At 67.4% G+C, this 15,589-nt stretch carries 11 protein-coding genes; 4 read left to right on the forward strand and 7 right to left on the reverse strand.

The features are described 5' to 3' along the window. Positions 1-22: 22 nt before the first annotated feature. Positions 23-1,021: a glutathione S-transferase family protein gene (locus L593_RS04145; protein ID WP_020445681.1), complete on the reverse strand. Its 999-nt coding sequence runs from the start codon at positions 1,019-1,021 to the stop codon at positions 23-25. Positions 1,022-1,152: 131 nt separating this feature from the next. Continuing rightward, a complete protein-coding gene (locus L593_RS04150) occupies positions 1,153-2,916 on the reverse strand; it encodes a YcaO-like family protein (protein ID WP_020445682.1) in 1,764 nt (587 codons plus the stop codon). Between the two features lie 219 nt (positions 2,917-3,135). Between L593_RS04150 and L593_RS04155 the strand changes: the two genes are divergently transcribed. From L593_RS04155 to L593_RS04165, 3 genes are all read left to right on the forward strand, one after another. Then, positions 3,136-5,499 carry an amino acid permease gene (locus L593_RS04155; RefSeq protein WP_049894292.1) on the forward strand — a complete coding sequence of 788 codons (2,364 nt, stop codon included), beginning with the start codon at positions 3,136-3,138 and terminating at the stop codon, positions 5,497-5,499. 84 nt (positions 5,500-5,583) lie between these two features. Then, positions 5,584-6,141, forward strand: a complete 558-nt coding sequence (locus L593_RS04160; RefSeq protein ID WP_020445684.1) for a CBS domain-containing protein — start codon at positions 5,584-5,586, stop codon at positions 6,139-6,141. 191 nt (positions 6,142-6,332) lie between these two features. Then, positions 6,333-7,163 carry a ZIP family metal transporter gene (locus L593_RS04165; protein WP_020445685.1) on the forward strand — a complete coding sequence of 277 codons (831 nt, stop codon included), beginning with the start codon at positions 6,333-6,335 and terminating at the stop codon, positions 7,161-7,163. Positions 7,164-7,261: 98 nt separating this feature from the next. Here L593_RS04165 and purM read toward each other — a convergent pair whose 3' ends face one another. The 3 genes from purM to L593_RS04180 are packed head-to-tail and all read right to left on the reverse strand — an operon-like array spanning position 7,262 to position 9,158. Next, positions 7,262-8,299: a phosphoribosylformylglycinamidine cyclo-ligase gene (gene purM, locus L593_RS04170; RefSeq protein WP_020445686.1), complete on the reverse strand. Its 1,038-nt coding sequence runs from the start codon at positions 8,297-8,299 to the stop codon at positions 7,262-7,264. Between the two features lie 49 nt (positions 8,300-8,348). After that, positions 8,349-8,864 carry a DUF3368 domain-containing protein gene (locus L593_RS04175; protein ID WP_020445687.1) on the reverse strand — a complete coding sequence of 172 codons (516 nt, stop codon included), beginning with the start codon at positions 8,862-8,864 and terminating at the stop codon, positions 8,349-8,351. Positions 8,865-8,867: 3 nt separating this feature from the next. Further along, entirely contained in the window at positions 8,868-9,158 is a 291-nt protein-coding gene (locus L593_RS04180; RefSeq protein WP_020445688.1) for a UPF0175 family protein, read from the reverse strand. A gap of 226 nt (positions 9,159-9,384) precedes the next feature. Here L593_RS04180 and L593_RS04185 point away from each other — a divergent pair, with 226 nt between their 5' ends. Next, complete coding sequence (locus L593_RS04185) at positions 9,385-12,159, forward strand: ATP-dependent helicase (protein ID WP_020445689.1); 2,775 nt, start codon at positions 9,385-9,387, stop codon at positions 12,157-12,159. A gap of 67 nt (positions 12,160-12,226) precedes the next feature. Here the strand turns inward: L593_RS04185 and L593_RS04190 are convergent, their stop codons facing one another. Beyond that, complete coding sequence (locus L593_RS04190) at positions 12,227-12,898, reverse strand: helix-turn-helix domain-containing protein (protein WP_020445690.1); 672 nt, start codon at positions 12,896-12,898, stop codon at positions 12,227-12,229. A 176-nt stretch (positions 12,899-13,074) separates the two neighbouring features. Further along, positions 13,075-15,495, reverse strand: coding sequence for a GAF domain-containing protein (locus L593_RS04195; protein WP_020445691.1), 2,421 nt, complete (start codon positions 15,493-15,495; stop codon positions 13,075-13,077). Between the last annotated feature and the right edge of the window lie 94 nt (positions 15,496-15,589).

Genomic DNA, 15,589 nt, shown 5'->3' on the forward strand with positions numbered 1-15,589 from the left:
GGGTCGGCGGCGACGGGCGCTCTCAGCCGGACGTCGCGAGTGCCTCGGGCGGCCCGCCCGGAAGGTCGTCGCGATCGTGTGGCGCCGCGAAGTCGAGGTCCGGCCCCATCGGAACGATGCGCTTCGGACTCACGTCCGGGTGGGTCGTGTAGTAGTGTTCCTCGATGTGGTTCATCTCGACCGTCTCGGCCACGCCCGGCGTCTGGTAGAGATCCCGAAGGTAGGGCCAGAGGTTGTCGTACTCGCTGATCAGCCTGTGGTTGCACATGAAGTGCGTGTGGTAGACCCGATCGAAACGAACCAGCGTCGTGAACATGCAGAGGTCGGCTTCGGTGAGTCGGTCGCCCGCGAGGTAGCGCTGGTCGGCGAGGACGGCGTTCCAGTGGTCGAGCGCGTCGAACAGTTCGTGGACGGCCTCGTCGTAGGCCTGCTGTGAGTTGGCGAAGCCGGTGCGATAGACGCCGTCGTTGATCGGGTCGTAGATTTCCTCGATTATCCGGTCGACGTCGTCGCGATATCCCTCGGGATAGAGGTCCACGTCACGAGTCGCGATCGAGTCGAACTCGACGTCGAGCATCCGAAGGATCTCCTTCGATTCGTTGTTGACGATCGTGTCTTCCTGCTTGTCCCAGAGGACGGGCACGGTCACGCGGCAGGTCGCCTCGGGATCGGCCTCGACGTAGACCTCCCGGAGGTACTCGGTACCGTTGACGGTATCGGGCGTGCAGCCGTCCTTCGCGGGCGTGAACTGCCAGCCGTCCTCGGCGCGGAACGGATCGACGACGTCGACGCTGATCGCGTCCTCGAGGCCCTTCAGCGAGCGGGCGAGCAGCGTCCGGTGCGCCCAGGGGCAGGCGTAGGACACGTAGAGGTGGTAGCGACCGGGTTCGACCGGGTGGTCGGCGTCGGGAGCGTCCTCGACGCGGTCCCGGAAGGTCGTGGACTGACGCTGGAAAGCACCGGTCTCGTCCGTGTACTCGCCCGCGTCGGTCGTCCACTCGCCGTCGACGAGCATGTTCATCTGTGGGCCCGGGTAGCAGTGCTGGCCCGAAAGCCTCGTCGCCACCCCACGGAACGGCCGGCGTCTGTGACGATGAACAGACTGCCGTGAACGGACGGAAGAAGAGCCGCAGACCACATCGCGGCGTCCGATCAGGGATACGGGTGGTGCTCGCGGTCGAGCCACGACTCGAACCCGAGCGATTCCGGTACGGACTCGGCCCGCTCACCGAACCGGGCGGTCCCCGTGAAGAGCGGCTGCGCGGATGGTACGAGCACGCGAACCGCCTCGAAGCCGAGCGCCGCCAGATCGCGGGTGGTCAGGCGGGCTGCGTAGGCATCCTGCCCGGCGTCGTCGAGCGCAGCGAGGAGCGCGTCGAGCGCCGCCTCGCCCTCGGGCGGCTCCGCCGGGCCAACGTCGCTCGCCGGGACGGCCGACTCGACGTCGACGAACTCGCGTGCCGAGTCGGGCAGGTCGGCGAAGTGACCGATGGCGTCCTGGCGGTCCAGGGCCTGCTCCCGCCCGATCGAACGGAGTTCCATCCAGTTCTGGATGGCCTCCTCCAGTGCGCCCGTCGCGGCCGCCGTCGGATCAAGGCCCGCCGCGGAGCCGACGGCGAAACGGGGCCACGGGTCCTCCCGGTGGACCGCGACCGAGACGACGGGCACGTCGACGTCCTGGGTGACCAGCAGCGGCGTGACGGTGAGCCCCTCGCTCCGGGCGCGTTTCGCGAGTCGCTCGAACGCCTCGTCCTCGACGGAGAGCCCGAGCGGCTCGAACGTCGAGTACCACGCCAGCATCGTCGCGTCGCGCTCGATCGTTTCGGTCAGGCCGGCGAGCAGCGCGCCGACGCCGGAGGAGCCGAGGCCGAGGCCGGTCGTGATGCTGGGGAGGACGCGGGGCTCCGGCGGCGGGAAGTGGACGGCGGCGGCAGGGAGCCAGACGTCCTCGGATTCGTTCTGGGCGCTCTCGGAATTCGACAGCGTCTCCCCGCGGACCCAGGGAAGCGATCGGTCTGCGTCGGCACCCGGCGCGTCCTCGCCCGCGCCGGCGAAGGCCGCGGGCAGCACTGCGTCGTCGAGTTCGCCGGAGGCAGCGGTGCGGAATGCGGCGTCGCGATACAGCGCCCCATCGTACCGTTCCAGCGCCTCGCCGACGCCCTTCGCGAGCGCGGCGTTCCAGTCGTCGGCGACGCCGGCGGCCTGCCGGGGCGCGTCGCCGTCGCTGATCCCGGTCGTGTCCGCGAGCGTCGCGAGGTAGTACGGCGCGGGGAAGGACTCGGCCTCGCCGATCTCCGCGACGATCCCGATCCGCGGGTCGATCGAGCGGTCCATCCGCGCGACCGTCTCCTCGAGCGGCCGGTCCTCGAACGAACGGGGTACCCGATCGTCCAGCGACGGCCCGCGGATCTCGCCGTCACCGCAGTCACAGCCGGGGACCGGCACTAGCTCTCGCTCGGCGTGTGGCACCTCGATCACGCGGCCCGAGAGGCGGTCCTCGCCCGCCAGCGCGCGGACCACCTCCCGGCCCGCGATCGCACCGGCCATCCGCACGGCGCTCCGATCCGCGCTCGGGGCGTCGGCTGTCTCGGGGCCGTTGGCCGCGACGCGTTGCTGGAGACAGCGATAGCACGGCCCGTCGGCAGCGAAGCCGGCGATCGCGGCGTCGATCCCCTCGATCGGAACGCCGCCGATCCCACCGATTTCGACGGCGATCCAGCGGTCGATCGACGCCGAGTTGGCGACGATTTCGGTGGCACGCTCGAACCGATCGTCGCCGGCAGTGCCCGAGACGACGCCGAGCGTCGCGTCGGCGAGGCCTTCGAGGCCACCGCGCTCGACGCGAACGTCGACGTCGCCCAGCGCCGCGGCGACGGCCTCGGTCGCAGGTCCCTCGCCCACCAGTCGAACGGTCATGGTAGCACCGTCGCGCGGCCGGGGGAAAAGCCACCGGGATCGGGCACTCGGAGATGGTTCTTCGCCGTGCTCATTTTCTGTTCTCTTACAGTCTCGAGCGTGCGAGCGATCGACCGATGTCGACAACTGCGACGGATAGGGCATCCCCAGGGCGGCGCCCGTAGGGTCATGTTCCGAGTTGGATGCACCTTTTTACCCTCGACGACCCCATGTCATGCAATAGCGGAGCACACGCGTACGCTGGACTTCCGGGTCGCCTACGCGATCGGGCTCGGGACGATGATCGCGGCCGGGATCTTCTCGCTCTCCGGAACGGCCGTCGCAGAGATCGGTGCGAGTGCTGTGATCGCGTTCGTGCTCGCAGCAGTGATCGCGGGGATCACCGCCGCGAGCTACTCGGAGTTCGCGTCGATCTACTCCGAGAACGGCGGTGGCTACCTCTTCACGTCCCGCACGTTCGACGGCCGCGACCTGCTGACCTACGGCATCGGGATGTCGCTGTTCCTCGGCTACACCGGAACGACGGCGTTCTACCTCGCGACGATGGACGAGTGGTTCGTTCGCTTCATCATTCCCGAACAGCTCTCCTTCCTGCCCCACGGGACCAGCGGCGTCACCGCGGCGGTCCTGCTCGGCGTCCTGAACGCCCGCGGGACCGAAGAGTCGGGTACCTTCCAGGTGATCGTTACCGGCGCGAAGGTCGCCGTCCTCATCGCCTTCATCGCCGGCGCGTTCTCCTATGCCGGCCCGGCGGACGCGACGACGACGTTCAGTTCCCAGTTCAGCACAGACGTCGGCGGTATCGTGTCGATCGCCGCGCTGGCGTTCATCACGTTCTTTGGCTTCTCAGCGATCGCGGCGAGCGCGGGCGAGATCATCGAGCCGCGGAAGACGGTCCCGAAGGCGATCGCGGCGAGCATCGTCACGGTCACGATCCTCTACGCGTTCGTCATCGTCGCGATGACGAACTCGCCGGTGCCCGCGGAAGTCGTCGCCCAGGAAGGAGAGACGGCGATGGGCCGGGTCGCGGAGGGCTTCCTCGGCCCGATCGGCCAGTCGCTGATCGTCGCCGGCGCGGTCTTCTCGATGATCTCGGCCTCGAACGCGTCGATCCTCGCGGCCTCGGGCATCGGTTCGTTGATGGGGCGACAGGGGCAGGCGCCCCGTTCGATGACCCGGATCCACCCCGACTTCGGTACGCCCTTCTGGAGCGTGACGACGGCGACGGCGACGATCGTCGCGATGATCGTCGGCTTCATCGTCGTCTTCCCGGCCCACGGCGGCCCGACGCCACTGGACCTCGGACTGGAGGCGCTCACCGGATTCGCCACGTTCAACCTCCTGCTGCCACTGGCAGTCGTCAACACGGCGTTGATCCTCCACCGCCGGAAGTTCCCGGACATCGAGCGGGGCTTTCGGGTGCCCGGGGTGCCGGTCGTTCCGATCCTCGGGATCCTCGCGAACCTCGCCTTGATCACCAATCTGCCGGTGAAAGGCGTCGGAACAGGGGTCGCGCTGACGCTATCGCTCGTGCTCGTCTACCTCGCGTGGGGCGGACGACCGGACGTCGAGGAGCTATTCCAGCGCGTGCGCGAACCTACGGCCACGCCGGCCTCGACGAGTACCGGGGGAGATAGCCACGTGGAGGCGAGTGCAGGACGGGCAGGCGCCGAGGAACAATCCGACCTCGAAGCGCCCGAATCTGCCGCTTCAGGGACGGCGGACGAGGACCGGTTCCGGATCCTCGTCCCCATCGCCAGACCCGAAGACGCCTCCAAGTACGTCGCGCTCGCAGAGCACCTCGCCCAGGGGCGAGACCGGACCCCGATCGTGCAGGTGCTGACCGTCACGAAGATTCCCGATCAGACGCCCCACGAGATGGTGTCCGACACGGCGAGGCTGCGCGCGGATCGCATCGAGGACATCCTCGCCGAAGACGAGCACTCCATCGAGTACACCGTCGAGGGCCACACCTGTCGAGACGTCGCGTTCGACATCATTCAGACGGCCAGGAATGACGAGGTTAACCTGATCCTCATGGGGTATCCCGAGGAGAGCGGCGGGGTGACCGAAACCGTCGCGTATCAGGCACCCTGCGATGTCGTCTTCGCCAGCGGGTTCGTCGGCGACGAGACGTTCGAGACGGTCGCCATCGGTGCTGGGGGCGGCCCCCACCATGGCGGCGCGATGCCGATGGTCCGTGCGCTCGGCGAGCAGGGTGCTGCGGTGGACGTCGTCTCGGTCGATCCAATGGGCCCCGGAACCCCAGAGGATCCCGAAGGGACCGTGGAGCAGCTACCCGACCTCCAGGAGCTGGAAGTGCACACCGTGGACGCGCCGACGGTCGAAGAGGGTCTCGTGGACGTCGCGAGACGGGAAGGCGCGGTCCTCGTGATCGGAGCGTCGCGGGATCGTCGACTCAGCCAGTGGGTGTTCGGGAGCACGCCGGATCGGGTCGTCCGCCGCGCGGACGAGGTCGACGTTCCGGTACTGGTCTACGCCCAGCCCTCGGGCGTACCCGAGCGCATCGAGGATTCCCTGTTCCCGGTGTACCGGTACGTTCGCTACCAACTCCTTCGGTGAGCGATCGCCGAACCCCTCTCGAGCGATAGCGGCCCCGAGTCGCCCACCCGAACGCTTTAGTATTACCTTCGGTTATCTTTTCCCATGGAGCTACCGACGCCGGAGGATCTCAAGCAGCGCCGGAAGTCCGACGAGATCGACCTCACGCAGGCAGAGCTGGCCGACGCCGCGGACGTCTCACAGCCGCTGATCGCCCGCATCGAGGGCGGTGACGTCGATCCGCGACTCTCGACGCTGCGCCGGATCGTCCAGGCACTCGACGAGGAGGAGACCGGGGTGACGCGGGCTGCGGACCTGATGACGGAGGACGTCGCGACCGTCGCGCCCGACGACTCCGTCCAGGAGGCGGAAGACCGGATGGACGAGGCGGGCTTCTCACAGCTACCCGTCGTCCGCGACGAGTCGCCGGAGGGGCTGATCTCCCACACTGCGATCCGCGAGGCGAGTTCGGAGACGGACTCGCCGGTCGGCGAACTGCCCGTGAGCGAGGTCATGGACGAGTCGATCAGCCAGAAGGGGCTGGACGCGACGCTCGACGAGATCGACAGCTCGCTCGATCACAACAAGGCCGTGATGGTCGTCTCGAAGGGGAAGCTCCAGGGACTGATCACCGAGGCCGACATCGCCGCGCAGGTCTCCTGAGGACGCAGAGCGATTTGGGTGGTCTCCAGAGGGCGCAGGTCGGTCGAGAGGACTTCTGAAGCGCCGAACGAACGAGAGCAGCACGCGTGGGCGACCGGGTGCTTTCTTGATGGACGCTTCCGTACGCGAGAGCACATGCGGCGGACCGTCGGCGGTTCGAGGTTCGGACCAGTGCGAGGGTGGCACCCGCCATGACCGTCACCGAGACGTTCGTCGACCTCGTCGGCACAGACCCCGTCGTCCAGGGGCTCGTCGGTGGCCTCGTGATCGCTGGAATGAATCTGGTCGGCGCGTCGCTCGTCATGGTCTGGCGGGATCCCTCCGATCGCGCCCTCGACGCGGCGCTGGGCTTCGCTGCCGGCGTCATGCTCGCCGCCGCCTTCACGAGCCTGATCATCCCGGGCATCGAGGACTACGCTGGCGGCGATCCGATCCCAGTGCTCGTCGGGATCGCACTCGGCGCTGCCTTCCTCGACCAGGCCGACGGCCTCGTTCCCCACGCCCACTACCTCCTGACCGGTAGCCGTCGGACGGACGCCGCGAACCCGTCCGAGACGCTGCCGCTCGACGAGGAGCGCCTCGCGCCGGTCGTCCTCTTCATCCTCGCGATCACGCTGCACAACATGCCCGAGGGGCTGGCCGTCGGCGTCGGCTTCGGCTCCGGCGACGTGGACACCGGCATCTCGCTGATGATCGCGATCGGCATCCAGAACATTCCGGAGGGCCTGGCCGTCTCCGTCGCCGCGATCAACGCCGGACTCGATCGGAACTTCTACGCCGCCTTCGCCGGCGTGCGGGCCGGCGTCGTCGAGATTCCGCTCGCGGTGCTGGGCGCAGTGGCCGTCTCGCAGGTCGAACCCCTGCTCCCCTACGCGATGGGCTTCGCCGCCGGTGCCATGCTGTTCGTCATCTCCGATGAGATCATCCCGGAGACCCACATCAGGGGCCACGAACGGCTCGCGACGCTCGGCCTGATGGCCGGCACGATCGTCATGCTCTTTCTCGACGTAAGTCTCGGGTAGATCGAAGGAGGAAGGACCGAGTTGGCGCGCTGGCCGGCCTTCGGACGGGTACTCGCCGCCCAGTTCCGGACTGTTACTCGCCGCCCAGTTCCGGACTGTTACTCGCCGCCCAGTTCCAGGTCGCGAATGGAGACGCCGCTGCCGGCCTCGACGTGGCCGATGACGCGCCCGTCGACGGCCTCTGCGAGGTCGTCGGCGCGCTCGGCCGGGAGCGCCGCGACGAAGCCGGTGCCCATGTTGAACGTGCGGTACATCTCTTTCTCGGAGACGTTGCCGGCGTCCTGGACGAACTCGAAGACCGGCTGGGGGTCGAAGGCGTCCTCGATCTCGTAACGGTGCTCGCCCATCCGTTCGAGGTTCGTCCAGCCGCCGCCGGTGACGTGGGCCGCGGCGCGCACCCCGTGCTCGCGCATCGGTTCGAGGAGGTCAGAGTAGAGCGCCGTCGGCTCGAGGAGCACCTCGCCGATCGTCCTGTCGGGGTCCGGCGGGAAGGGATCGGTGTACTCGTGGTCGAGCGTCGCGGCCTCGCGGGCGAGCGTGAGACCGTTGGAGTGAATCCCGCTCGATCGAACGCCGACGAGCGCGTCGCCCGGTTCGGCCTCGCCCGGGAACACGGCGTCCTGGTCGGCCATCCCGACGCAGGCGCCGGCGAGGTCGAAGCCCGTGACGACCTCCGGGAGGACGGCGGTCTCGCCACCCAGGAGGGCGATGCCCGTCTCCTCCGCTGCATCGGCGAGTCCCTGGCCGATCTCGTTGGCGAGCGTCTCGCCGGGCTCGTCGACCGCGAGGTAGTCCACGAACGCCAGCGGCTCGACGCCCGCCGCGACGAGGTCGTTGACGTTCATCGCGACGCAGTCGATGCCGATCGTGGTGTAGTCCTCGATCGCCTCGGCGACCATGAGTTTCGTTCCGACGCCGTCGGTCGCCAGTGCGAGATACTGGTCGCCCACTTCGAGCATGCCGGCGTACTCGGTGTCGACGACGTTGCCCACGGCGTCGAGCAACGCTGCAGTCGCGGCCTCGCTCTCGCCGATGTCGACGCCCGCCTCGGAGTAGGTGAGTCCCTCCTCGGCGTCCGGCTCGTCGCCGTGCGGGTGGTCCGGTCCGTCCGCGCCAGCGTCCCCGTCCTCGGTCATGTATCAGATGGCTGCCGTCGCGAGCAAAAACGCTCCGGTCCGGGCGGGCTTACGTAGTCTCCAGTTCCTCGATCTTCCCGAGGATACGCGCATACAGATTCGGCGCACAGTACCATCCGGCCTCGACCATCTCGTCGACGATCGTCCGGGTCGCTTCAGCGTCGAGGATCCCCTCCCGTAGCAGTCGAAGGACCAGAAACGCAGTGCCGCGCGTCCGGATCCCTTCGGCATCCGCGACGTCGCGACCGTACTGCTCGTCCATAACTGCGACCGCATTGTTGGTATCGGCGATCGCGAGCACTGCGGCATCCGCGTCGGTCAACTGCTGATTCCGTGCGATCCGACCGAATACGTCGTTACCCGACGCCGAAACGACTCGCAGGCTCCCGGTATCGACCACTCGTTCGATGCGGCGAGCATCGGCGTGTCCTTCCTCGTTCCCGCGCACTACGACTTCCTCGTGTACTCGCTCTGGGAGCACGGCATCGTCCACGTGCTCGAGGACGAGTGAGAGTCGTTCGACCGTGGCGAGATAGATCAACGGCGTGGCGTCGAAGACGTACATCCCTCAGAGATCGTCGAGATCGTCGGCGAGGTGGTCACCACCGACCCACGTCACGTCACGCTCCTCGGCGAGCCGGGCGAAGTCCCACACGGAGAGATCGGCGATCTCGGCTGCCCTGTTGAAGGAGACGTCCCCGGATTCCAGGAGGTCGAGGGCGTGCTCCTTCCGCCAGGAATCGAGCCCATCAGCGAGCAGCTTCCGGACAGCAGTACTGCGGTCGAACTGCTCGGCCTCGAGGTAGGCTTCGAGTTGCTCCTCGAGATCGTCGGGCACGCGGGCCGAGATGGTTCCCATGGCGTATGCTATGTTTACTTTGTATACAAGCCTTACGGACGTCTCGATCTGGTACCGTGCTCGCAGTCGCTTGGTATTGAGTTTGAAATTGATGAGTAGCCAGAGTACGAGGAGTTGGTGCGTTCGTATTGCGTATTGGATTCAAGCGGTAGCAAATCGACGCCCACCGACCACTTCCACTCCGGGAGGCGAATCGTCTTACCCCTCGAACCCCGAACGCGTCTCGATGGACTGGCGGGAGGGCTTCGCGGCCGCGACCGGGTTCGATCCCGAGGAGCACCGCATCTCCGACGCGGACGTCCTCGACCGCCTCGACCCCGCGATCCGGGAGTGGTGGATCCAGGAGTTCGGCGAGTACGTCCCCGAGAACGGCGGCTTCTTCACGCCGCCACAGGAGGAGGCGATTCCGCACGTCCTCGACGGCAAGAACGCGCTGGTCTGTGCGCCAACTGGATCAGGCAAGACGTTAGCGAGCTTCTCAGCCGTCATCGACGACCTCGTCCGGAAGGGCCGCGCCGACGACCTCGACAACGAGGTGTACTGCCTCTACGTCTCGCCGCTCAAGTCGCTGGCAAACGACATCCACCGGAACCTCACCGAGCCACTGGAGGGGATCCAGTCGGTGATGGCATCGCAGGGAGACGACGACCCCGTCGAGATCCGCCACGCGATCCGCCACGGCGACACCGACGACGCCGAGCGCCAGGCGATGCTGGAGACGACTCCGCACATCCTGAACACGACGCCGGAGACGCTCGCAATCCTCCTCAACTCGCCGAAGTTCAAGGAGAAACTCCGCTCCGTGGAGTACGTCATCGTCGACGAGATTCACGCGCTCGCCGACGGGAAGCGGGGCACCCACCTCTCCGTCTCCCTGGAACGCCTGGAGCACCTCGCGAACGCTTCGCCGACCCGCATCGGCTGCTCGGCGACGATCGAGCCACTCGAGGACGTCGGCGAGTTCCTCGTCGGGCAGCAGGAGCCAGGCGGGGTCCTCGCGAGCGGCGGGAGCGAGGGCTCGGGAGACGAGCGGAGCGAGTCTGCCGGTGACCACCGCGACGTCGAGATCGTCGACACCCGCTTCGCTCGCGAGTTCGACCTCGCGCTGGAGTGTCCGACCGAGGACCTGATCAACACGCCCAGGGACGCCGTCACCGGCCGCTTCTACGACCGACTCCACGAACTCGTCCAGGCCAATACGAACACGATCGTCTTCACGAACACTCGCTCGGGCGCCGAGCGGGTCCTCCACACGCTCCGGGAGCGCTACGACGAGTACGACGAGGAGACCTCGGGCTGTCACCACGGTAGCCTCTCCAGAGAGCGCCGGGAGGACATCGAGCAGGGGCTCAAAGACGGCGACCTCGACGTGGTGACCTCCTCGACGAGTCTCGCGCTCGGCATCGACATGCCCCACGTCGACATGGTCGTCCAGGTCGGCTCGCCGAAGTCCGTCGCGGAGCTGCTCCAGCGCGTGGGGCGGGCCGGCCACCGCGTCGGCCAGACCGTGACCGGCCGGGTGATCGCGCTCGACCGCGACGAGTTGATCGAGTGTGCGGTCATGCTGAAGAAGGCAGAGGAGGGGTTCGTCGACGCCGTGTCGATCCCCGAGGGCGCCCAGGACGTTGCCGCCCAGCACGTCTACGGCATGGCGATCAACGGGCCACGGCCGGAATCGGAGGTCGTCGGGATCCTCCGGCGTGCGTACCCCTACCGGGACTACGACGACGCCCAGTGGGAGCAACTCGTCCGCTACCTCCGCGCCGAGTACGACAACCTCGAGGAGAAGAACGTCTACGCGAAGATCTGGCGCGACGAGAACGATCCCCCCAGCGGACGCCACCACTACGAGGACTACGACGTCGGGCAGCAGCTGATCGGCAAGCGGGGCCGCCTCGCCCGGGTCATCTACATGACCAACATCGGGACGATCCCCGATTCCTTCACCTGCCAGGTAGTCACCCGCTCTGGCGACGAGTGGGTCGGCCAACTCGACGAGGGGTACCTCGACACGCTCGAACCCGGCGACGTGTTCGTCCTCGGCGGCGACCGCTTCGCGTACCGCTACCGACGCGGGTCGAAGGTGTACGTCGACCGGACGAGCGCGCGGCCGACCGTGCCCTCCTGGTACTCCGAGCGCCTCCCGCTCTCCTTCGACCTCGGGAAGGAGATCCTCGCGTTCCAGCAGGAACTCGTCGAGGTCCTCGCGAACCGCGGTCCGGCGGCCGCCCGTACCTGGCTCAGGCAGTTCCCCCTCGACGACAACACCGTTCGAGCGCTCGTGCGCTTCTTCGAGACGCAACTGGAGTTCGCGGGGACCGAGAGCGTGAGCACGCCCGACCGACTCGTCGTCGAGGTCGAGCGCGACCACGACGAGTACAAGCGCCACTACCACGTCCGCTCGGCGTACGGCCGCCGGTTCAACGACGGCATGTCGCGCCTGCTGGCCTATCGCTGCGCCCGGGAGACCGGCGCGAACGTCTCGGTGGCGGTCGCGGACACCGGGTTCACGCTCTCGATGCCGCTCAACCGGAAGATCGATCTCGCGGGCATCCTCGAGGACCTCGATCCCGCCGACGTCCGGGCGGATCTCCGGAGCGCGCTCGACGGCACCGACCTCCTCCAGCGGTACTTCCGGATCAACGCGACGCGCTCGCTGCTCATCCTCAAGCGGTACAAGGGCTACGAGAAGTCCGCCAGCGAACAGCAGGTCTCCAGCGAGATGTTGCTCTCCTTCGCCGAGAGCCTCGAGGACTTCGCCGTCATCGAGGAGACCTACCGCGAGATCCTGGAGGACCGCCTCCACGTCGCCGGCATCGAGTGGGCCTGCCAGCGCGTCCAGGCCGGCGACCTCGCGGTCGAGCAGTTCACCGTCGACACGCCGTCGCCGGCGGCGTTCGGGCTCGCGACGCTGGCGGCCAGCGACGTCGTGCTCGCCGAAGACGAGAGCGCCGTGCTCCAGGAGTTCCACCAGCGCGTGATAGACGCGATCGGGGACTGAATAGAGCGGCGGCGACCGAACGGAGCGCTCTCGGACCGAACGAGCGATGGGCGACCGAACGCACGGCCTAGCGCGCGGTGGTGGCAGGTCGATCGCTGCCGGACTGCCGATCGGCGTACCGTCGCCGAGCGAGGAGTGCGATCCCGACGAGGAGCAGGGCCGCCAGACAGCCCAGGAAGAAGACGACGCCGGGTTCGGCGAGCAGTGGCGTCTCGCTCCCGGCGCTGCTGGCGGCCGTCGAGGTGGTATCCATCGTCATCGGTTGCTCGGCCGAGCCACCCGACGACCCGGTCGCGACGACGTACTCGGTCCAGAGGAACTGGACGCCGAGGCTGGCACCGCCGAGGACGCCGACGGCGCCGAGCAGTCGGGGCGCGGCGTCCCGGAGCCTGTCGGTCGCGCTCTGTTCGCTGCCACAGAGGACGACCGCAGCGTCGGTTGGCGCGTAGACGCACATCTCGTTGCCCTTCTCGGAGTAGCGAGTGTCGGCAACCTCGATCAACTCGGCGTCCTGCATCCGATCGAGGTGGTACTGGACGTTCTGGAGCGAGGTGTCGGTCTCGCCCACGAGCTGGCTGGCCGGCTTCGGTTCCTCGTAGAGCGCCGAGAGAATCGTGCGCGCGGTCGCCGAGGAGAGCGCGGAGAACACCTCGTCGGCGCGCTCGCCCGTCAGGTCGAGGACGCGCGGCGGCCCGTGGTCGGCCTCGACGGGCGCCTGGAGCTGCGCGAGGTCCTTCATCGACCGCTACTCTGTGGCGGCCCACAAATGGCATTGTGAAAACTCAAACGGGCATTTGACCGACCAGACGGCGGGCTGCAACTCGAAGCAGTGAGAACGAACGCCGGATCGTTCCTGCACAGGGGAGCCTGAACGGTGCGCTCAAAAGACGGCTGTGTCAGTCGGCGGGGACCTCCCTAGGCGTCCTCGACGCCCGTAATCTCGAATCGCGCGCCCCCTCGGCTCCCCTCCGTTACCGACACGGACCAGCCGTGGTTCTCCGCGACCTGGGCGACGATGTGGAGGCCGATGCCCGTCCCGTCGTCGTCCGTCGAGTTGCCCAGTTCGAAGACGTCGTCGCGTCGCTCCGGCGGGATGCCGGGCCCGTCGTCCTCGACGAAGAATCCGTCCTCGAGATCGCCGACGGTGATCGTCACGCCGTCGTTGTCAGATTCCACGGCGTCCTGGGGAGCTTGCGAGCCTGGGCTGGTCGAGCCGTGCTCGACCGCGTTCGCGAGCAGATTCTCCAGGAGCTGTCGGAGCTGTTGGTGATCGGCCAGAATTGTGCGCTCGGTGCGGGATTCGATCGTCGCGTCGTTCGTATCGACGACCTCCGTGCACTCCTCGAGGACGGATGGAAGCGACACCGGACGGGTCGAGAGCTTGTCCACGTCACCCCTGGCGACTGTGAGGAGTTCCTCGATGAGATCGTCCATGCGCGACAGCGCCGTTTCGACGGTCTCGAGCGCCTCGCTCTCACAGTCTTCCCTGGCGAGTTCGAGGTGACCGGTCGCGACGGTCAGTGGATTCCGGAGGTCGTGGGACACGAGGCTCGCGAACTCGTCGAGGCGCTCGTTCCGTTCCCGCAGTTGCTCCTCGTGACGGAGTCTCGTCAGCGCGGAATCGACCTGCGAGAGGAGGAGCTCCGCGAGTTCGATGTCGGTCTCGTCGAACGCGCCGGGTTCGTCGGCAACCGCCTGGAAGTTTCCGTGATCGCCGATCGGGAGGCTGATGCCCGAGCGGAAGTCCCCCTGAGGATCGGCGTCCGGCTCGTCCCGCATATCCTCGGTGAGGACCGGTTCACCGGTCCGATACGTCTTGCCAGCGACACCCTCGTCGACCGGGATCGGCCGGACAGCGTCGTCGCGCATGTGCTCCGACGTCGCTCGAATCTCGAGGACTCCGTCTTCCTCGAGGGCGATCATGGACTCGTCGAACTCCAGGATCGACGCGGCGACCCGAACCGTTTCCTCACAGACGGCGCCGACGGTATCGCACGCCGTGATGCGCGACCCGGCCTCGTGCAGCGCAGTGAGCACGTCTTCGGACCGCTTGCGTTCGGTCACGTCCCTGCTGATCACCATGAAGAGTGGCCCCTCGCCCTCGATGTCCAGTCGCTCGAGGTGCACTTCGACCGGAAACGTCGTCCCGTCCCGCCGGCGATACGATCCCTCGAGTTCGCATCGGTCGCCCGCGTCCATCTCTTCCCAGATCTGCGTGGCCGCCGCTGGATCGATGGTCTCGTCGATCTCCCAGACGTCCATCCCACACAGTTCCTCCTTCGAGTAGCCCAGCGAATCGCACAGCCGGGGATTGGCGTCGAGGATCGTGCCGTCGATGCCGTGGATGTCGACCATGTCAGGTGAGTGCTCGAAGAGCGCCTCGAGTCTGGTCGATGTCTCTCGAAGGTCCGCCTGGATCTGGAGCGTGTGTAACGCGTGGGCGACGTCGCTCCCGAGTTCTTCGAGTAATTCACGTTCGTCCGCGTCGAACGGGCGAGTCCGGTCGGCGTACACGTTCAACACGCCGAAACTGGCCGATTCGTGGAGCAGTGGAACCGCGGCGCTCGAGCGGAACTCCCGGTCGAGTGCATCTCCCCGCCAGGGGTCGTACGTCGACGACTCGCGGACGCTCTGGACGACCTGAAGGCTGCCGGTTGCGATCGCTCGTCCCGTCGGGCCACGGGCCGTCTCGCTGTCGTCGGTCGTAATCTCGACCGACGAGAGGTAGCCCTCGTCGGCTCCTGCCGAGGCCCGCGGGACGACCGTCTCCGTCTCCGGATCCTCCTGACCGATCCAGGCGAACTGGTACGGTTCGGCCTCGGCGATTACCTGGCAAACCGCTTCCTCGGCTTCCTTCCGCGTCTCCGCCCGCAAGAGCGCCTGATTGACGTCCCGGGCGACGCTGCGGATTCGATCCAGGTTCTCCGCGCGCCGCCTGGCGCTGTGTGCTTCGATCGCATTCAGGCACCGGTTGCGCAGCACCTCGTAGTGGTCGCTGCCGGAATCCTTCTGGATGTAATCCGTGACGCCCGCGGCGATCGCCTCGCTCGCGATCTCTTCGGACCCCTTGCCGGTGTACAGGATAAAGGGAAGGTCCCCGTGGCGCTCCCGGATGGCCTCGAGGAACTCGATCCCGTTTCGGCCAGGCATGTCGTAGTCGGATAGCACGCAATCGAACTGGCGCTCGGCGAGGAGGTCGAGTGCGTCGCTGGCGGCGGTTGCGGTCTCGACGGTAATCCGGTCGTCCTCACGACCGAGGTACGTAGCGACCAGGTCCGCGAACCCGGGCTCGTCGTCGACGTGAAGGATCCGAACGGATTGCGTCTGCGTAGTCACCCCACCTACACCGAGAAAACGTGGACGGACGGGACAAATAATCCCATCGGCCATGCCCATCGCATCGGCTGCCCCATGGTTTCCCCCGATCGCA

Origin of the sequence: Salinarchaeum sp. Harcht-Bsk1 (assembly GCF_000403645.1) — an archaeon.
Lineage (GTDB): Archaea > Halobacteriota > Halobacteria > Halobacteriales > Salinarchaeaceae > Salinarchaeum.